Origin of the sequence: Herbaspirillum sp. CAH-3 (genome assembly GCF_009668275.1) — a bacterium.
GTDB classification, from domain to species: Bacteria; Pseudomonadota; Gammaproteobacteria; order Burkholderiales; family Burkholderiaceae_D; genus Herbaspirillum; species Herbaspirillum aquaticum.
The window spans coordinates 209,663-223,902 of record NZ_VSWE01000012.1 but is presented as its reverse complement, the minus strand read 5'-3'; the positions used below and the strand labels follow the sequence as shown (position 1 = coordinate 223,902).

General features: G+C 63.5%; 10 protein-coding genes. 7 read left to right on the top strand and 3 right to left on the bottom strand.

The genetic code is table 11. The features are described from left to right. Positions 1 to 159 precede the first annotated feature (159 nt). Both FYB76_RS17130 and FYB76_RS17125 read left to right on the top strand, forming a co-directional pair. Complete coding sequence (locus FYB76_RS17130) at positions 160 to 750, top strand: hypothetical protein (RefSeq protein WP_229297001.1); 591 nt, start codon at positions 160 to 162, stop codon at positions 748 to 750. 45 nt (positions 751 to 795) lie between these two features. Beyond that, entirely contained in the window at positions 796 to 3,129 is a 2,334-nt protein-coding gene (locus FYB76_RS17125; RefSeq protein ID WP_154134383.1) for a bifunctional diguanylate cyclase/phosphodiesterase, read from the top strand. A gap of 5 nt (positions 3,130 to 3,134) precedes the next feature. Here the strand turns inward: FYB76_RS17125 and FYB76_RS17120 are convergent, their stop codons facing one another. Further along, positions 3,135 to 3,425 carry a DUF4148 domain-containing protein gene (locus FYB76_RS17120; RefSeq protein ID WP_088757138.1) on the bottom strand — a complete coding sequence of 97 codons (291 nt, stop codon included), beginning with the start codon at positions 3,423 to 3,425 and terminating at the stop codon, positions 3,135 to 3,137. A gap of 218 nt (positions 3,426 to 3,643) precedes the next feature. On the opposite strand from FYB76_RS17120, the gene FYB76_RS17115 reads away from it, so the two are divergent. Beyond that, entirely contained in the window at positions 3,644 to 4,315 is a 672-nt protein-coding gene (locus FYB76_RS17115; protein WP_088757139.1) for a heavy metal response regulator transcription factor, read from the top strand. Then, on the top strand, positions 4,312 to 5,727 hold the full coding sequence (locus tag FYB76_RS17110) for a heavy metal sensor histidine kinase (RefSeq protein WP_088757140.1): 1,416 nt from the start codon (positions 4,312 to 4,314) through the stop codon (positions 5,725 to 5,727). The genes FYB76_RS17115 and FYB76_RS17110 overlap by 4 nt, the downstream gene beginning before the upstream one ends. A gap of 267 nt (positions 5,728 to 5,994) precedes the next feature. Here the strand turns inward: FYB76_RS17110 and FYB76_RS17105 are convergent, their stop codons facing one another. After that, positions 5,995 to 6,255, bottom strand: coding sequence for a helix-turn-helix domain-containing protein (locus tag FYB76_RS17105; protein WP_088757141.1), 261 nt, complete (start codon positions 6,253 to 6,255; stop codon positions 5,995 to 5,997). Positions 6,256 to 6,513: 258 nt separating this feature from the next. On the opposite strand from FYB76_RS17105, the gene FYB76_RS17100 reads away from it, so the two are divergent. Beyond that, a complete protein-coding gene (locus FYB76_RS17100; protein WP_154134382.1) occupies positions 6,514 to 7,791 on the top strand; it encodes a DUF445 domain-containing protein in 1,278 nt (425 codons plus the stop codon). A 9-nt stretch (positions 7,792 to 7,800) separates the two neighbouring features. On the opposite strand, the gene FYB76_RS17095 is transcribed toward FYB76_RS17100, so the two are convergent. Continuing rightward, positions 7,801 to 9,429, bottom strand: coding sequence for an acyl-CoA synthetase (locus FYB76_RS17095; protein ID WP_370516368.1), 1,629 nt, complete (start codon positions 9,427 to 9,429; stop codon positions 7,801 to 7,803). 337 nt (positions 9,430 to 9,766) lie between these two features. Here FYB76_RS17095 and FYB76_RS17090 point away from each other — a divergent pair, with 337 nt between their 5' ends. Both FYB76_RS17090 and FYB76_RS17085 read left to right on the top strand, forming a co-directional pair. Further along, positions 9,767 to 12,508 (top strand): type VI secretion system Vgr family protein, encoded by a 2,742-nt coding sequence (locus tag FYB76_RS17090; RefSeq protein ID WP_154134381.1) that lies wholly within the window; start codon positions 9,767 to 9,769, stop codon positions 12,506 to 12,508. Positions 12,509 to 12,511: 3 nt separating this feature from the next. Then, the gene (locus FYB76_RS17085; protein ID WP_154134380.1) at positions 12,512 to 14,236 is read left to right on the top strand and encodes a triacylglycerol lipase; all 1,725 of its coding nucleotides are present in this window, start codon (positions 12,512 to 12,514) and stop codon (positions 14,234 to 14,236) included. Positions 14,237 to 14,240: the final 4 nt, after the last annotated feature.

Here is a 14,240-nt window from a genome sequence, read left to right as displayed (position 1 = left end):
GTAGGGCCACGTTTATCACTCCGTTCTCCCGCTCGCTATCATGAGCAGGATTGTGGTCTAAACATGGGTCAACTTAGGATGCAAATTTCCGAGGAAAGTGGGTCAGATTTAAATGCAATTCAACATTGCAACCTCATAGCGACCTCCGCCGGCAGCGGCATGACCCGCACCCTCGAAGCCATCCCCTTCCCCATCTACCTCGGCGGCGGCGGCTACCGCGTGCTGCTGGCCAACCGCGAGAGCCTGGAGCGCGCCCGCACCATCCGCACCCTGGATGACCTGCGCACCTTCACCATCGGCTCCGGCATCGGCTGGGTCGATACCAGCATCATGCAGGCCAACCAGCTCAAGGTGGCGCAAAGCAACTACCTGAACCTGTTCGACATGCTCAAGGCCGGACGCTTCGACTTCTACAACCGCTCCATCTTCGAAGCCACCAGCGAACTGGAAACCTACGACCCCGCCCACCAGCTCGCCATCGTCCCGGACCTGGTGCTGTACTACCCGACCGATCTCTTCTTCTACACCTCCCCGGGCCGCGACGATATCCGCGATGCCCTGCTGGACGGCCTCAAAAAAATCCATCGCAACGCTGCCCTGCTGGACCTGATCCAGACACACGGTTCCACCCGACAGGTGCGCCAGGCCATGCGCGGCACGCGCCCGCGCGTGATCGAACTGCAGAACGACCGGCTGACGCCCATCGAACGACAGGCCATCGAAACTTACAAAATGGACTGGTTCAAATAAGTCCACGCCATCCTCTTAATCAACTCCTGACCCGCACGGCCCGCCATGATCAAGAAGACCACCAGCCTCGGCCTCTATATCGCCTGCGCCATGCTGGTGGCCATGAGCCTGCCGGTGGTGGTGGCGCTGACCATCCTCAACGACACGCGCGAGCAGCAGATCAGCAAGGAAATGACCGCCCTGGTCGATGAAAAAAGCCAGACCCTCGCGCACAGCCTGGTGCTGCCGGTGTGGAGCCTCGACCAGAACGACATGTTGGCCCTGCTGCAGGCAAGCATGCTCGATACCCAGGTGGTCTCGGTGGAAGTGCGGGACCCCGAGGAGAGAGTCCTTGCGCGCAAGGAAGAGCCCCTGCGCCGCGCCGGCAGCCTGCTCACCCGCACGTTGCCGCTGACCATGCAGCAGCCGGACCGCAAGCTCACGCTGGGCAGCGTCCAGGTGGTGGTATCCGATGCCCAGCTGCAGCGCAAGCTCGCTGCAGACAAGCGCTTCCAGACACGCGTGCTGCTGGCGCAGGCAGTGGTGGCGCTGCTCATCATCGGCCTCTTGGTCTATCGCCGTATCCTCGCGCCCATCAGCAAGCTGACCGTCGCTGCCGGCCGCATCGAACGCGGACAATTCGATACCCGCATCGCCCTCACGCAGAAAGATGAGATCGGTCTCCTGGCCCATCGCATGGATGCCATGCAGACCAGCCTCAAGACCCTCTTCGACGAACAGGCGGCGATCCTGGGCAATATCCCGGCGGGCGTGCTGTTCGTGCGCGATGGACGCATCGCCTTCGCCAACGATGCCGCGCAGTCCATGCTCGCGATCAATGGCGCTGGGCTCACCACGCTGGCCAGCGCGCAGATCTTCGAGGACGCGCAGCAGCAAAGCCTCTACGTCAACCAGACCCTGCTGCGCCCGCATGGCGCGACTGGCGAGATCGTGCTGCTCAAGCGCGCCGATGGCCGCAGCTTTCCGGCAGAGTTGCATACCGCGGTCATCGACGGCACGCGCCAGGGCGACCAGATCTGGGTCATCATCGATGTCTCCGAACGGCTGGAAGCAGAAAGTCGCATCGACCGCCTGGCCTTCTATGATCCCGTCACCGACCTGCCCAACAAGAAGCTGTTCCTCGATCGCCTGCGGCGTGGCCTGGGGCGGCAACAGGCACACGGCTTGCCGCTGGTGGTCTTCTATATGGAAATGCATCGCGCCGACCTGTCGCATGGCCTGGTCAAGGCTGACGATGCGGACCTGCTCTTCAAGGAATGCGCGCGACGGCTGGGCGCCTGTGTTGCCCCCGACCAGACGCTGGCGCGGCTCGATGGCGAGCGCTTTGCGCTGGGTTGCGACCTGCCGATGAGCGAACTGGCCGAAGGCATCCGCTTCTGCGAGGCGCTGGCCAACCGTCTCATCGCCGCACTGGCCGAGCCGCACGGGTCCACCGTGAGCTTCCCCTACTCCCTCAACATCGGCATCAACATCCTGCGCGGTGAAGTGCAATCAGCCGAGGAAGCGGTGATGCAGGCCAAGCTGGCCATGGTGCAGTCGCTGGCTGCGGGCCGCAATGTCTTCCGCTTCTTCGATCCGGCCATGCAGGCCCTGGCCAGCCAGCGCAGCGCGCTGGAAGTGGAATTGCGGACCGCGGTCGCGCAGCGCCAGTTCGTGGTCCATTACCAGCCGCAGGTCACCTTTGAAGGCGATGTGGTGGGGGCTGAGGCGCTGGTGCGCTGGCGGCATCCGGTCAAGGGCATGGTGTCGCCGGCGCTGTTCATTCCGGTGGCGGAAGAATTGGGATTGATGGAAGAGATCGGCCACCAGGTGCTGGAAGCCATCTGCCGCGATCTCGAAGAGTGGCAGCGCGGGGGATTGGGTAGTGAACTGGTGGTGGCCGTCAATGTGTCGGCGCAGGAATTCAAGGTGGACCACTTCGTGGCGCGCTTCCACGAGACCATCCGCCAGCACCGCATCAGCTCCAAGGCGGTGAAGGTGGAACTGACCGAAAGCATGATGATCGACAGAATCGATGAGGTCATCGAAAAAATGAATGAGCTCAAATCGCATGATGTAGCGATTTCGCTCGATGATTTCGGGACCGGCTATTCGTCCCTGTCCTACCTGGGACGCTTTCCCATCGACCAGATCAAGATCGACCAGAGCTTCGTGCGCAGGATGCAGGACGATGCGGCCACGGCCAGCATCATCCGCAGCATCATCATGCTGGGCCAGAGCCTGGGACTGTCCATCATCGCCGAAGGCGTGGAGACGATGGAACAGCGTGACCTGCTGCATGCGCAGGGCTGCACGCTGTATCAAGGCTATTGGTACGGCCGGCCCATGAGCGGTAAACAGTTCACCGCCCTGCTGGAAGGCCGGCAGCGCGTGGCCTGAGGGCTTCAGGCACCGTTGTAGAGCGAGGAATCGAGCGCCTGGCCCTGGGTGCTGCTGTCGGAAACCGAAGGCTTGGCGCCGGTGTTCTGCAGTGGTTCGCCCAGGCGTGCGGCTTGCAGCTCGGCCACCACATCAGCGCGCGTCTTGCTGGCCTGGAACTGCACCACCGGATAGTTGTTGCGGGCGTTCAGGTTGGCCTGGTCACGTGCGGCCTGGGTGGTCACCGTGGTTTGGGCGAAGGCCGACAGGGAGAAGGCGGTAGCCAGTGCGCCGAGGACGAGATGCGAGGTTTTCATGAGGGGACTCCTTTGGGTTCGGTTTCACAAGACCACTGGCGCGACACGCAAGGTGCGCCGCCAGGGATGGCGCGATCGCCGTGCTGCGTTGGCGATTCGTTGGATGGGATTCTAGGGAGCGGGTCCGTACAGAAACATTGCCCAGTCATTACACATTTGTAATGAATGCCGCATGCGGCTGGGTCACAATACGGGCTTGTCCGTCAGGAATTCCGATCATGCACATCTTGTTGGTAGAGGACGAGCCCAAATCGGGCGAATACCTGCGTCGCGGCCTGACCGAGTCCGGCTTCGTGGTGGACTGGGTACAGACCGGCGTGGATGGCCTGCACAACGCGCGCACGCTGGATTACAAGCTGATCATCCTGGACGTGATGCTGCCCGGCATGAACGGCTGGGACATCCTGCGCGAACTGCGCCGCACGCATGACACGCCGGTGCTCTTCCTCACCGCCCGTGACGAAGTGGAAGACCGCGTCAAGGGCCTGGAGCTGGGCGCCGACGATTACCTGGTCAAGCCCTTCGCCTTCACCGAACTGCTGGCACGCGTACGCACGCTGCTGCGGCGCGGACCCAGCCGTGAAGCGGACCTGATCGAATACGAGGATGTGGTGGTCGATGTCATTCGCCGCAAGGTCACGCGCGCCGGACAGCGCATCGACCTGACCGCCAAGGAATTCGCGTTGCTGCACATGCTGATCCGTCGTCCGGGCGAGGTGCTGTCGCGGCCCCAGATTGCCTCGCAGGTGTGGGATATGAACTTCGACAGCGATACCAACGTGGTGGACGTGGCCGTACGCCGCCTGCGCGCCAAGCTCGATGAAGGATTTGACCAGAAGCTGCTGCACACCGTGTGGGGCATGGGCTACGTGTTCGAGGTGCGGCAGTGAAACGTGCCACGGCCTCGATGAGCCTGCGGCTGGTGGTGCTCTTCGGGCTGCTGGCGCTGGTGCTCTTCACGGCGGTAGGCAGTTATCTGTCGCACTCGCTGCACATGCAGCTGGAGGCGCGCGACGACGAAGAGCTGGCCGGCAAGTGCCGCTCCATCAATCACCTGGTTGAGCATGCGGCCTCACTGGAGGACATCCTCACGCGCCGCCACCTGGTATTGGACACCCTCTCCGGCCATGACCAGCTGCTGGTGCGCATCGCCCGCGCCGATGGCAGCACCCTGATGGAAAGTCATGATCCGACGCGCACGGCGCCCGGTGTGGACCTGTCCACCATCAAGATCCGCAGCTGGGATCACATCGAAGCCTTGCGCATGGGTGACCTGCGTGCGCGCTACATGGCCAGCATGCCGGTCACGCGCTCGGGCGAAAAGGCCATCGTGCTGGTGGTCCGTACGGCCTCGGATCGCATGCTGCTGCTGGCCGACTATCGCGCCGATGTGTGGTGGGCGGCCTCCATCGGCACGGTGCTGGCCACGCTCCTGAGTTATTTCCTGGTGCGCAGCGGCTTGCGTCCCTTGCGCATGATGGCCGCACAGACGCGCGCCATCTCGGCCAACAAGCTCGATACCCGGCTCGATCTGCAGGCTGCCCCGCGCGAACTGCACGAGATCGTCCAATCCTTCAACGACATGCTGGACCGCCTGCATCGCAGCTTCCAGCAACTGAGCCAGTTCTCCGCCGATCTTGCCCATGATGTGCGCACGCCCTTGAACAACCTGATGGTGCAGACCCAGGTCGCCCTGGGCAAGCCGCGCAGCCTGGATGAATACCAGGCCCTGCTCAGTTCCAACATCGAGGAATACGAGCGCCTCTCGCGCATGATGGAGAGCATGCTGTTCCTGGCCCGCGCCGACAACGCCCACGTGGTCCTGCAGATACAGCCGCTGGATGTGGCCGAGGAGCTCAACCGCATCGCCGAGTATTTCGAGGGCATCGCCGAAGAGGCGCAGGTGCGCATTGCAGTGGCCGGCAGCGGCGTGCTGCATGCCGATGCCACCCTGCTGCGCCGTGCGGTGGGCAACCTGGTCGCCAACGCGATCCGCTATACGCCACCGCAGGGCAGCATCAGCCTGGAGGCAACCGTGGTGGCGGGCGCGACCCTGATCGGGGTGGCCAATCCCGGGCCGGGGATCCCGCCGGATCAGATCGAGCGCATCTTCGACCGCTTCTACCGCGCCGACCCCTCGCGCAGCAGCGCCAGCGGTTCCAGCGGCCTGGGCCTGGCCATCGTGCGCACCATCATGGCCTTGCACGGGGGCGCTGCCAGCGCCTCCAGTGAACCGGGGAAGCGCACGGTCTTCACGCTGCGATTTCCCGAGGTACCGGTGAGCTTGCCGGGCAAGGGCTGAGGCAAGCCTTGCACGAAGCCAGGGCCTGCGTGCTGGCCCCGAAACCCGGCCCTGAACCCTGACACTGGCTGTCGGCCTTGGGCGGCGCCAGGACGGGGTGTCATCGAGCGAAAGAGCTGTACGAGACAAGAGACGTACAGGAAAACGTAAAACAGGAAGTACAAATGACCGTACGTAAAAACGGTCGAGAACAAGGTTAAAAAAAGCCGCAAGGCGGCGCCGTGCAGCAGCCGCGCGTGCAACGCGCCCCCAAGGGGAACATGGCCCTCAGCGCGATTCCTCGCTGGGCAGCGACAACAGCCGCAGGCGCATCAGGTCGGGCAGTTCCATCTCCAGCGCGAAGGCCAGGGCCTCCATGTTGTCGACGGAAATATTCCTTTCCCCGCGCTCGACTTCGCTCAGGTAGGTGCGACTGATGTCAGCACGGAAGGCTAGTTCTTCTTGTGACATCTCTTTCAGCCGGCGGACCCTGCGGACGTTTTGTCCGAAGATGACGCGGGCGCTCGGTGGAGTCTCTGGATTTTTCATGAGCGCAAGGATCAGGCGGCTAGGGGTGACGGTCGATTAGCTACAATTACAAACGCACAAACTATCGGTGACAATGCACTTATACCCTCGAATCTCTTGCTAAATAATCGAAATTTATCGAGATTGCGGCCGATATTTGAGTGCGCATTTTTCGAAGATCTACTAGTGATCTTTCGAAAATCTTTAGAACTTTGCCTTTAGTTTGCACTCCTGTCTCATGCCGCGAGTTCACCGCCGGATTCCTTCTCATGAGCTGCCATGGATAAGTCACTCGCTTTGCATCGTGCCAAACGTTTCGCCCTGGCTTGCCTGCTGGGTTCTGCCGTGTTGTTCGTCGCGGCGTCACTGGCACCGCCCTCGCTCTGGACCGCTTTGCTGCGCGCCATGGCCGAGGCCGCGATGGTCGGCGCGCTGGCGGACTGGTTTGCGGTCACCGCGCTGTTTCGCCGCATTCCCCTGCCCTTCCTGGCGCGCCATACGGCCATCATCCCGCGCAACAAGGACCGCATCGCCGACAACCTTGCCGTCTTCGTGGAAGAAAAATTCCTGAGTCCGCAGTCGCTGGCCGGGCTGGTACGCCGCCATGATCCGGCGCAGCGGCTCTCGGCCTGGATGGCTGCGCCCGAGAACGCGGCGCGCCTGGGCGGCTACATGGCGCAGGCGGTCGCAGGGGTGCTCACGCTCACCGATGACCGCCGCATCCAGGCCTTCGTGCGTGAGGCCTTGCAGACCGCGCTGGGCAAGCTGGACCTGTCGCGCTCGCTGGCCAGCATCCTCGACACGCTCACCCTGGACGGCCGCCACCAGCAATTGCTGGATCGCGCCATCGTGGCCCTGGCCGAGCTGCTCAATCGCGAACAGACGCGCGCTTTCATCGCCGAGCGGATGGTGGAATGGCTGCAGCGCGAATATCCCAAGATCGAGAAACTGCTGCCGTCGAACTGGATCGGCGAGAAGTCCGCCGACACGCTCGCCGACATCCTCGACAAGCTCCTCACCGGCATCGCCGAAGATCCGCAGCACTCCCTGCGCCAGGCTTTCGATCGCCAGCTGGCCGGCTTCGTGGCGCGGTTGAAGGAGGCCCCGGCCCTGCGCGCTCGGGCTGAAGAGATCAAGCGCGAGATCCTGCAGGGGGAGGCCGTCAACGCCTATGTGGGCAGCCTCTGGGAGAGCCTGCGCCAGTGGCTGCGGCAGGACCTGGCGCGCCCCGATTCGGCCCTGCACGCCCAGGCCAGCGCGGCCACCCAATGGATAGGCCGCGCCCTGCAGGAAGATGCCCAATTGCGCAGCTCGCTCAACGCGCACCTGGAGCAGGCCATTGCCAGCCTCAGCCTGGATGTGGCGCAACTGCTCACGCGCCACATCAGCGACACCATCAAGCAGTGGGACACGGCCGAACTGTCACGCCAGATCGAACTCAACATCGGGCGCGACCTGCAGTACATCCGCATCAACGGCACGCTGGTGGGCGGCTTGATCGGTGCCCTGCTGTTCGGCCTGTCGTGGCTGATGCAATGGCTGGTGCACGGGGGTTGAGCACGGGCCTCAGCAGGATTGCCCGGCACTTTCCTTCAAGGCCTTGCGCATGATCTTGCCGGTGGCTGTGGTGGGCAGCGCATCGACGAAGGCAATTTCGCGCGGATATTCATGCGCCGCCAGCTGTGAACGCACATGCTGCTGCAGGGCCGCCACCAGTGCGGGTTCCGGGGCATGTCCGTCTTGCAGGACGACAAAAGCCTTCACCACCTCCGTACGCAGCGCATCCTTGATGCCGACCACGGCGGCGATGCGCACCGCCGGGTGGCGCATCAGGCATTCCTCGATCGGCGCCGGGCCGATGCGGTAACCGGCGCTGGTGATGACGTCATCATTGCGGCCGAGGTAGCGGATATAGCCGGCTTCATCCATGTTGCCCAGGTCCCCGGTGAGCAGGAACTGGCCCGCAAATTTTTCGCGGGTGGCCTCTTCATTGCGCCAGTAGCGCAGGAACATGACCGGATCCGGTGCGCGGATGCCGATATGGCCGACCTCGCCGCGCGGCAGGATGGCGCCCTCTTCATCGACGATCTGCACGTCGTGCCCTGGCACGGCGCGTCCCATGCTGCCTGATGCGCTGGGATAGAGCTGGGCGGACGAAGACACTACCAGGTTGCATTCGGTCTGGCCGTAGAACTCGTTGATGGTCACGCCCAGTGCGCTGTGGCCCCAGGCGATGAGGTCGTCCCCGAGCGTCTCGCCGCCGCTGGCGACGCTGCGCAAGCTGAAATCCCATTGCGCGCGCGGATCGGGAGTGCCGCGCAGCATCTTCAGTGCGGTGGGCGGGAAGAACACGTTGCGGATGCCATGCCGCGCCAGCAGACCGAAGACAGTCGCCGCATCGAATTTTTCCAGGCGGCGCGCCACCACAGCCACGCCGTGGTACAGCGAAGGCAGCAGCACATCGAGCAAGCCACCGATCCAGGCCCAGTCGGCTGGCGTCCAGAAGCGGTCGCCAGGCTGCGGGAAGCTGTCGTGCGAGACCTCCACGCCCGGCAGGTGGCCCAGCAGGACGCGCTGCGCATGCAGCGCGCCCTTGGCTTTGCCGGTGGTGCCGGAGGTGTAGATGATCATGGCCGGATCATCGGCCAGGGTGTTGACCGTCTCGAAGACGGGCGAAGCCGCGCGCAGGCGATCCCAGAAGTCGGTGGTCTGCGGCAGTACGATGTCGGACTGCTCCACGCAGAACACCACCTTCAGCGCCGGCAGCGCACCGGCCAGGTGGACCTTGTCCATGCCGGCTGCATCGGTCACCAGCGCGGCGGCTTCGCTGTTGTCGAGGCGATAGGCGATGGCTTCCGGCCCGAACAGGTAGAACAGCGGCACCGTCACCGCGCCCAGCTTGTAGGCGGCGATGTGGGTGATGACCGTTTCGATGCGCTGTGACAGGTAGATGCCGATGCGGTCGCCGCGCCGGATGCCGGCCTCGGCCAGCACGTTGGCGAACTGGTCGCTCAGGACCTTGAGCTGGTCGAAGCTCCAGGTGATGACGTTGCCGTCGGCATCCTCGGCGATGATGGCTGCCCGGCCGCTGCCATCGGCCCAGCGGTCACAGGCGGCCAGGCCGATGTTGAAGTGCTCGGGGATCTGCCAGTCATGGGCAACGGGGGCGTCGGCGCGGTAATGGGCCGCGGTAATGGGGGCGCGTGGCGCGTTGTCGGGGGGCACGTCTTGTCTCCTATGGGGTGGGCGTTGGGCCTGCCTGCATCGGGCGGGGCTCCGGATGGGCCGGTCGTTACCGGCATGCCGTCTATCATAGCGCCCCCGCCGGGGATCGTCAGGCGACAACACAATGTCATGCGCGCAGTGCGCGCCATCGAACTCGGACGAGTTTCGGGCAAAAGCTTTTTCCTTTCGCACCATTGCGCGCCGGCCTCTTCTAGCATGGCCCCTCCTCTCGCCATTTGCCGTTCAGCGCACCTCATCCTGGCATCACGGATGCGGCCTCGACGGAATCTCCAGCAAGGATGTCCGCATGCCCTACCGCACGCTCTCCGACGCATTTGCCCTCTGGACCCAACAGACCCGCGCCATTCGGCTGCGCTTGCCGCGATCGCATGCAGCCTTGCAGGAGGCGCTGCTGGTGCGTCGGGTGACGGGGTACGAAGCCCTGTGCGGCGGTTCTGAACATGAGCTGCTGTGCCTGTCGCCGCGCGAGGATCTGGCGCTCAAGGACTTCATGGCCTTGCCGGTGGAAGTCCAGCTGGTGACCGATCAAGGTGGCCTGCGATCGGTATGCGGTCTCGTTGCCGAAGTGCATGCAGGGCAGATCGATGGCGACTTGAGCACTTATCGGCTGGTACTGCGCGATGCACTCAGTCTCTTGGGCCAGCGCATCAATACGCGTGTCTTCCTGCATGCCAGCGAGGCCGATGTCACCCAGATACTCACCAGCGAATGGCGACAGGGCAATCCACTGCTGGCCAGCTGTCTGGAGGTGGATTGGTCGCTCCTGGCGGAGCGTTATCCGGTCCGTGAATTCATCATGCAGCACAACGAATCCGATGCCGACTTCCTGCGGCGCCTGTGGAAGCGGCGCGGCATCGGCTGGCACATCCGCCCGGCAGAGCCGCCGACACCCGGCCACGTCGCTTGCCCGCGTCATACCCTGGTGCTCTTCAACGACGGCATGCAACTGCCGCGCAATGCGGCAGGGGATGTCTCCTACCGACGCGACCATGCGCCCGGCGCGCAGGATGCCATCCTGCGCTGGGAGGCCACGCGCCGCCTGCGGGCGGGCAGCCTCAGCCGCCATACCTGGGACCATGTACAGGACGCGCCGCTGCGCAGCCAGGTGAAGATGTCGACAGCGCAGGGCGAGCTGGGCGACCGCTTCGCCCTGCTGCTGGAGGATTATCTCGTGGAGGCGCCGCACGTCGCCGACGATGGTGAAGATCTTGTCCAACTGGCCAGTACGCGCATGCAGCGCCTGGCGCTGGAGACCAAGGAGTTCCAGGCTGACTCCACGGTGCGCGCGCTGCGGGTGGGCGAGTGGATCAGCGTGGAGGGGCATCCAGAATTGGATCAGCATCCTGCGCATGAGCGCGAATTCATCGTGACCCGGCTGGCAACCTACGCGGAGAACAACCTTCCCGCTTCGCTTGAAGAGCGCTTGCCGCGGGCGGTACCGGATCAGGCGGGTAGTAGCGAGGAACTGTCATCGTTACGGCGCCGTTGCCGCCAGCAGGGGCTGCGCTACCTCAACCACTTCACGTGCGTGCGGCGCGGCACGCCACTGGTACCTGCCTTTGACCCGCGCGTGGACCTGCCAAGACCGCGTCTGCAGAATGCGCACGTGGTCGGCCCGGCAGGCGAAGAGCTGTACTGCGATGCGCTGGGCCGCGTCAAGCTGCGCTTCCACGGTACACGCATGCAGGATCACCAGCATAGGGGGGCTGCCGGCGCCAGCGACAGCGAACGTGATTCGGCATGGGTGCGCGTAGCCAGTCATTGGGCGGGACGGCAATGGGGCGCGATCAGCTTGCCGCGCGTGGGCGACGAAGTGCTCGTCGATTTCCTCGGTGGCGATCCTGACAAGCCCATCGTGATTGGCCGGCTTTACAACGGCCAGTCCCTGCCACCGACCTTCAGCCGTGTCGGCAGCCTCCCGGGAAATCGCTTCCTGGCGGGCCTCAGAAGCAAGGAGATCCAAGGCCATCGCTACAACCAGCTGCGACTGGACGACACACCGCGCCAGATCAGCGTCCAGCTGGCCTCGCAACATGGGCACAGCGAGCTGAACCTGGGCTGGCTTGCCCATCCCCGCATCGACGGCAACAGCGATGCCCGTGGCGAAGGCGCCGAGCTGCGCACCGACCAGGCGCTGGCCTTGCGGGGTGGACAGGGTGTGCTGATCAGTGCGGCAGCCCGGCAAGAGGCCGGTGGTTCGCAACTGGATCGCGGCGAGATGCTGGGCCTGTTGCGCGTGCTGCAGGACGTGCAGCAGGAGCTGGCCGCACTGGCCCGCAAGCATCACGCCGATGAGTTGCAGCCCCAGAGCCTGGACAGTTTGCGCGAGCGCCTCGAAGCCTGGGAAGCGGGCAGCAACACGCAGGCCGAAGGCAGTGGCGGTGGCAAGCCGGTGGTGGCGGTGACGGGGCCCGCGGGCGTGGCCATCAGCAGCGACGAGGGTGTGGCCATCGGTGCGCAGAAGGAGATCGATCTGATCAGCGTGGGCAACACGCAGCTTTCGGCGGGCAGGAAGCTGCTGGTGCGCGTGGCCGAGAGCATCAGCCTTTTTGCCCAGCGCCTTGGCATCCAGTTGACCGCCGCCAACGGCAAGCTGCAATTGCAGACGCACAAGGGCGACATCGAGGCGACTTCAGCGCGGCGCATCGTCCTCACTGCGGCTGATGAAATCGTCTTGCAAGCACCCCGTCTGAAGCTGCTGGCACAGGGCGCGCAGATCGATCTGGGTGGCGGTGCCATTACGCAGCAGAGCAGCGCTGACCACATCATCCGGTCGGCAAATTTCCATCATGTGGGTGGCGCCGACAGTGCGCCTGCGGGCGTGGAACTGCCGGCCAGCACGATGCGCACCGATGAGCGATTCGTCCTGGCGCGGCGCGGCAGCGGACGGCCTCATGCGCAGCTGCGCTATCGCATCGAGTTGGATGACGGCAGCGTCATTGAAGGCGTTACCGATGAACAAGGCCGTACGGCGCTGAGCCAGGATATGGCCATGCGCATTGCGCGGCTGCGCATAGTGAAGGAGTAGACGATGAGTGGATCAGAACCGACCCGTCTGGTCGGCACGCGCTGGGATGAGGCCGGCAATGATGTGGCGCAATCCGTACTGACCGGGGAGAACATGAAGGTCAGGGCCTTGTGCCTGACCACGCCGGAGGTGGTGGTGCCGTTGCTGTTCGTGCCGGGCATCATGGGGACGCGGCTCAAGGTCAGTGCGCGTGATCAGGGGCCGGCTTGGCTTCCGCCTGAGAATACCTGGGAGACGCTCACGCTGGCGCTCGCGCATTTGGGCCGTACGGCAGCAGACCGGCAACGTTTGCTCAATCCCGAGACCACTGAGGTGGACGAAGACGGCCCGGCTTTTCCTGATGATACGAGCAAGACCTTGCTCTCTCTGGCTCCCGGCAAGACCGACGCCGAGCGCATCAAATGGCGCGGCTGGGGACAGCTGCACGCAGACAGCTATCTCGGCATTCTCTCGCTGCTGGAGACCAGCATGGCGATGATCTTCGATCCTGCCAGCCAGGGAACCCGGCTCACTTCGCACTGGAAGGAGCTGGTCATGGGGCGGCAGGATGCGGCCAAGCTGGGCGCACTGAAGCCCTTTGTTGCAATTTCGGAAGAACACCTGAGAGAGGCTGCGGAGGTGCTCTATCCGGTGCATGCGGTCGGCTACAACTGGTTGCAGAGCAATCGGGTCTCGGCGCAGCGATTGGCTGACGAGATCGAGCGTATTACGGCGTATTACCGCAGCAATGGAAAGCGCTGTGAGGGCGTGATCCTGATCACGCACAGCATGGGTGGTCTGGTGGCCCGCGCCTGTGCGCAATTGCCAGGAATGGCCGAGCGTATTCTGGGTGTCATCCATGGTGTGATGCCAGCCATTGGCGCACCGGCCACCTACAAGCGCATCCGGGCCGGGTTTGAAGGCATGGCGCAGGTGGTATTGGGACGCGATGCCGCAGACTGTACTGCGGTCATGGCCAATGCGCCCGGGCCGTTGGAATTGCTGCCCACTGCGCAATACAAGACCTGGACCAATCAAGGAGAGCGGCACTGGTTGCGCGCCAGCTATCGGGCTATTGGCCAGCGCGGGATGCCTGAGGAGATGGATAGCTTTTTGGGCGAGGAGGACCCGTACGCGCAGATCTATCTGAACAATACGTCGGATTGGTGGAAGCTGGTACGCGAGGATTTGATTGATCCGGCGGGGAGGGAGGATAGGGAGCGGGCGGAGAGGGAGGGAAAGGTACCGGTTCGCACGACTGAAGAAACGTCTGACTTTGATCGGTATAGAAAACGAATGGAAGTCGCACAGCTATTTCATCAACAGATTAAAGACAGTTACCACCCCAACACCTACGCATATTACGCCGCCGACCCACAGCAGCTTGCTTGGAACGAGATCAATTGGAAATGCAACCGCGTGGTGTCCGGTGATCCGATGAAGGCCCGGCTTGAGGCCGATGACTTGAATGGCGCGTTGACGCTGAGCTTCGATCAGTACTACAGCCATAACCAATTTTTTATTTTGCAGAGCGGCACAGGCCCAGGCGATGGCACGGTTCCGGCTGAGTCTGGTCAAGCCCCGCAGCCGCATGTCGTCCAGTTGTTCAAGCATGAAGGAAAGCTGAAGTCACACGAGAGTTATGACCATCAGTTTTCCTTCAACGCCAAAGTTGCGCAGGCGTCCACCCTCTATTCCATCATCAGAATCGTGAACACATCGGGGATTCTAAAAATTCTTCCAGGATAAAAAT

What these genes read in the sequence shown, in the direction of transcription:
- FYB76_RS17105 (WP_088757141.1), bottom strand. Translation starts at nt 6,255, where the DNA reads ATGAAAAATCCAGAGACTCCACCGAGCGCCCGCGTCATCTTCGGACAA.
- FYB76_RS17130 (WP_229297001.1), top strand. Translation starts at nt 160, where the DNA reads ATGACCCGCACCCTCGAAGCCATCCCCTTCCCCATCTACCTCGGCGGC.
- FYB76_RS17115 (WP_088757139.1), top strand. Translation starts at nt 3,644, where the DNA reads ATGCACATCTTGTTGGTAGAGGACGAGCCCAAATCGGGCGAATACCTG.
- FYB76_RS17120 (WP_088757138.1), bottom strand. Translation starts at nt 3,425, where the DNA reads ATGAAAACCTCGCATCTCGTCCTCGGCGCACTGGCTACCGCCTTCTCC.
- FYB76_RS17085 (WP_154134380.1), top strand. Translation starts at nt 12,512, where the DNA reads ATGAGTGGATCAGAACCGACCCGTCTGGTCGGCACGCGCTGGGATGAG.
- FYB76_RS17125 (WP_154134383.1), top strand. Translation starts at nt 796, where the DNA reads ATGATCAAGAAGACCACCAGCCTCGGCCTCTATATCGCCTGCGCCATG.
- FYB76_RS17100 (WP_154134382.1), top strand. Translation starts at nt 6,514, where the DNA reads ATGGATAAGTCACTCGCTTTGCATCGTGCCAAACGTTTCGCCCTGGCT.
- FYB76_RS17090 (WP_154134381.1), top strand. Translation starts at nt 9,767, where the DNA reads ATGCCCTACCGCACGCTCTCCGACGCATTTGCCCTCTGGACCCAACAG.